2 protein-coding genes are annotated in these 3132 nt (G+C 49.5%); both read left to right on the top strand.

Going from position 1 to position 3132, the window contains the following annotated elements; translation table 11 throughout:
- Positions 1–240: 240 nt before the first annotated feature.
- A complete protein-coding gene (locus tag JXO48_02595) occupies positions 241–1449 on the top strand; it encodes a hypothetical protein (protein ID MBN2282757.1) in 1209 nt (402 codons plus the stop codon).
- 76 nt (positions 1450–1525) lie between these two features.
- Complete coding sequence (locus JXO48_02590; protein MBN2282756.1) at positions 1526–3061, top strand: PD40 domain-containing protein; 1536 nt, start codon at positions 1526–1528, stop codon at positions 3059–3061.
- The last annotated feature ends 71 nt before the right edge of the window (positions 3062–3132 follow it).

The raw sequence follows: 3132 nt of genomic DNA, 5'->3' as shown, positions 1-3132 counted from the left end.
TTTCTTGTACATGCATTTCTATAACATGTTTTTGTGTAATATTCAAGAGTTACTTCTCAGGAATCAATTATTAAACATCGTCCCGGTTTACGATTTAATAAGGCCCCCGATGTTGGTGATTTTTTTCTTGACTGTCATTTTTGAAAAGGATATGTATTCAAACTACTTACTATAAATCTATTGTCATTCGGCTCATTGGAAGTGAAGGAATAAAACCGGAGTCCGGGAAAGGAGCACCTTATGAAGAGATTGACGATGTTAATGCTTGTCTTTGCAATTGTTTCCGTGCTGATGTGTCACTTATGGGAAGCGAACGCCCAGGAATCATGTGAAAATGTGACATATACTGTGATTGGCGGTCCCTCTTCGGATAATATAATATCCGTCTACAAAATCGACGATAACAATTTCTATATTTTGACTGCCGGCCTTCCTTTTTCTTCTCCCGCTAACGCTCCTTCAGGTTTCGTTACTTTGATATATCACCTTTACTACTACACGAATGGAACGTGGAATACGATATTAGATTCATCAAGAGACCCGTTCGAAACTTCCTCCCTGACCAACCTAGGCGGTGGGGGTTCAACAGAGGCATTCGCGGTCGGTCACTTCGGCCAAGTATTCAAAATCGATGAAATCCACGCGACTCAATGGAATGGCATGATGGGGGCTGTTAATTCGTGGGTGGATCTGGAAGATGTCTGCGTGGCTGACTCAACTATTGTTGCGGTCGGCCTGGAACAACCAACTGTTATGGGTAATCCGACAAAAGCCGTTATTTGTACCAGTCCCGTGAGTTCACCCAACTGGGTGAACAGATATACAATGGATCAGGGAATTACGGACAAATGCTTCAACGCCGTCGCCTTTAACGGAGGGCAGGGTGTAGCCGTCGGTTATGATGGTTCATCCCCGCTGGGTGCTTATTCCAGCGACTACGGATCCAACTGGACGCAGATAGATTTTTCAGGCGTCAGCGGCGTGCCCCCCCTGGTTGCCGCCAGTTATGATCCTGACACAGGAATTTTTTACCTGGCGGGAGATTCCACTATTGTTCATTATCGTCTCGGGAACAATCCTGTTAGTGATGATCTCCATTATCTCCCGGACAACGGCCAGATCTTCGACTTGTATCAAAATATCGCCGTGGGGCTCAATGGGGATATGATGGCTACCGGGGGAGTCTATTGCAACGATGGTCAGAATTGGCTCGCATGCACGTCTGTTCCTTCAAGCCTTCCGCAATTGAACGGGGGAGATGGGGGAAGCGACGTCTTCATCGTCGGTGACGGGGGGACGGTTTTGCGGAGAGAGAGTACCGCTGGTGGCGCCACGTCTGTACCGACCCTGTCACAGTGGGGCATTATCATTTTCATCCTGGTCACGATCGTTTGCGGTATCGGTATCCTGAGGAAGAAAATAGGAGATTTTCCTGCAAAGGGCGCATGAAATGTAAAAACCTCGCTGGATTAACATCACCGCCCCCGTCGGTAAAGCGCGGGAGCTTAAAATTTCCGGGGGCTCAATGAGATTTTTACCGGATCATAACTTAGGGGACATCATGCGCTGGATACGATTCTTGTTTCTGGTATTTATAATCGGTACGCTTGCCCTGAGCGGCACATGTTTCTCCGCCGCGGATCGAACAGCGAGCAAGACTGCTGATCTTTTCATCACATATCCCATGGATAAGACCCTTTTCCCGGGGAATATCATACCCCCAACTGTTCGGTGGAAGGACCGGTCCGATTCCCATGAATGGCGAATTGAAATCCGCGGGGGAAATGGCCAAATTATCCTCTCAGCCCTGACCGCCGACTCCCAATGGCGTCCCAGCGTCGATGAGTGGGACTGTATTAAAAAGAGCTACCGTGACGAGCCGCTAACCCTTTCCGTTTGCGGTTTTCCGACATCCAGTTCTTCCATGCCTCTTTCAAAAGACATGGTTAATTTCAGCATTTCAAGCCTGACCGTTACCGCCCCCATCTTTTACCGTCAGGTCCCGATCCCGGCCCGCTACGCGCGTAGCCACCTGCCGGCCATTGAATGGCGCTTGGGCTCTGTTGCCTCCACTCAGCCTCGAACCATCCTATCCGGCATGAAAGCCTGCGGAAACTGCCATTCCTTCTCTTCAAACGGGCAGATACTCGGCATGGACGTGGACTTCGGCAGCGACAAGGGGGCCTATGTTATCACCGAAATAAATACCACCGCCCTCTTTAACAAGAGCGAGGTCATGACATGGAGCGATTACGACAAGGAATCAAAATATCCAACCTTCGGCCTGCTTTCACGGCTTTCGCCGAACGGCAGATACGCGGTCAGCACGGTAAATGATTATGCCGCTTACCGTTATCTTGATGACCTTGACTGCTCCCAGATGTTCTTCCCGGTGCGCGGGATCCTCGTGATCTATGATCGCGAAACGAAGAGCTTTCACGAACTGGCCGGAGCATCCGACCCGAACTATGTGCAGACCAATCCGGCATTCAGCCCTGACGGTCGATGGATTGTATTTCCTCGGGCTCCGGCTCTTGAGGATATGGCTCTCCGTGCCATGATGCACAAATTCATGAGCGGCACCGCAACATATCGATACGATCTGTATCGGGTGCCTTTTCAAGCAGATGGAACTGTCACACCTGAACCTGTTTCCGGCGCATCGAATAACGGTATGAGCAACTTCTTCCCCGCATTCTCCCCTGACGGGAAGTGGATCGTCTTCTGCATGGCCGATCGTTTCATGCTGAATCAGATGGACAGTGAACTCTACATTATCCCCGCAAACGGAGGAACCGCAAGGCGTCTCGCATGTAATATTCCGGGACGCATGAACTCCTGGCACAGTTGGTCTCCGGACAGTAAATGGCTGGCCTTTGCTTCCAAGGCCAACGGTCCCTATACACAGGTGTGGCTGACGCATATCAATGCTGAGGGAGAAAGCACTCCGGCAGTCCTCCTCGATCATTTCACGGATAAAGAACTGGCCGCGAATATTCCAGAATTTATAAATATTTCTTTTGAGGACCAGCTCCTTCGTATTGTCAACCAACTGGATTGACCATACAAGGCGGGACGATGTTTAATAATTCAATTGAAACAGCTCCCGAAACTGATTATTTTCATTGAATG

This window comes from Deltaproteobacteria bacterium (assembly GCA_016933965.1).
Lineage (GTDB): Bacteria > Desulfobacterota > Syntrophia > Syntrophales > UBA2210 > JAFGTS01.
The sequence above is the reverse complement of the archived record's forward strand: the minus strand, read 5'-3'. Positions and strand labels throughout refer to the sequence as shown.

What these genes read in the sequence shown, in the direction of transcription:
- JXO48_02595 (MBN2282757.1), top strand. Translation starts at nt 241, where the DNA reads ATGAAGAGATTGACGATGTTAATGCTTGTCTTTGCAATTGTTTCCGTG.
- JXO48_02590 (MBN2282756.1), top strand. Translation starts at nt 1,526, where the DNA reads ATGAGATTTTTACCGGATCATAACTTAGGGGACATCATGCGCTGGATA.